Origin of the sequence: Mesorhizobium sp. BH1-1-5 (assembly GCF_020165615.1) — a bacterium.
Classification (GTDB): Bacteria; Pseudomonadota; Alphaproteobacteria; order Rhizobiales; family Rhizobiaceae; genus Mesorhizobium.
Map to the genome: position 1 here is coordinate 1 of NZ_JAIUIM010000061.1, position 1,246 is coordinate 1,246.

1 protein-coding gene is annotated in these 1,246 nt (G+C 68.3%); it reads right to left on the reverse strand.

The window, feature by feature from the left end; translation table 11 throughout:
* The coding region (locus LB572_RS34300) for an autotransporter-associated beta strand repeat-containing protein (RefSeq protein ID WP_224670915.1) at positions 1-1,246 on the reverse strand (1,246 nt) is incomplete at both ends.

The following is a 1,246-nucleotide window of genomic DNA, read 5'->3' on the forward strand; positions in this document are numbered from 1 at the left end:
TGGTGCCGATATCGCCGGGGTTGAGCGCGCCATTGTCGAGCACGCTGACATCGCCGCCGATCGTGCCGATGCCGCCGAGCACGCCGCCGTCCTCCACCGTGGTCGCCCCGGTCGCCGCCCACTGGTCGCCGTCGACGATGAGCGTGCCCTTGCGCACGTTGGTCGCGCCGGCATAGCTGTTGTCGGCGGTGAGGACGGTGACGCCGCTGCCGATCTGGTCGAGGCCGCCGCTGCCGGAGATCAGCCCGGCGAAGGTATAGGTGTTGTTGCGGTCGAAGGCGAGCGTGCCGTCGTCGAGCACGTCGCCGGTGATCGAGCCGGTCGCGCCGCCATTGCCGAGCTGCAAGGTGCCGGCCGCGATCGTGGTGCCGCCGGCATAGGTGGTGTCGGCGGTGAGCACCAGCGTGCCGGCGCCGTCCTTGGTCAGCGCGCCTGCCCCGCCGACCGCGCCGGTCAGCGTCAGTACCGTCGAATTGTCGGTGTCGAAGGTACCGCCGCCGGCATTGAGCGTCGCGCTTCGCGCCGCGGTGAATGTGCCGGTCGTGTGCAGGGTGCCGTTGTCGAAGGTGAGCGCCCCGGCCGCATTGCCGAGATTGGCATCAGCCGAGACCTCGACCGTCCCGCCATTGATGGCCGTGCCGCCCTGATAGCTGTTGGCGCCGGTCAGCACCAGCGTGCCGCCGCCCTTCTTTGTGAGGGTCCCTGCCCCTGTAACGATGCCGTTCAGCGCCAGGCTGGTCGCACTGTCGGTGTCGAAAGTGCCGCCGCCGGCGTTGAGCGTCACGGCACGCGCGGAATTGATGTCGGCCGTCGTGTGCAGCCTGCCGCCGTTCAGCGAAAGTCCACCGGAAGCGTTGCCGAGATTGCCGTCCGCCGAAATCTGAACCGTGCCGCCGTTGACGGCCGTGCCGCCAGAGTAGCTGTTGGTCCCAGACAGCACCAGCGTGCCGGCATCGGTCTTCACCAGTTGGCTGCTGCCCGTCAGGTTGGACGCAATGGTCGCGACATAGCCAGCGCCGGCCAGCGTGCCGTCGCCGACGCGAATGATCGACTGCGGGCCGACCAGCCCGATAGCTGCTCCCTGGATGAGGTAGCCATCGGTGACGAACTGCATGCCCGCGGCCTGCACCGCGCCATTTGTGTTGTCGACCGTAACTGTGCCCGGAGCACTCTGGAAAATGGCGAAGCTGGCATTGGCGAAGGGCGCGGCGAACAGGCCGCTGCTGTCGGTCCAGTTCTGGTCGCC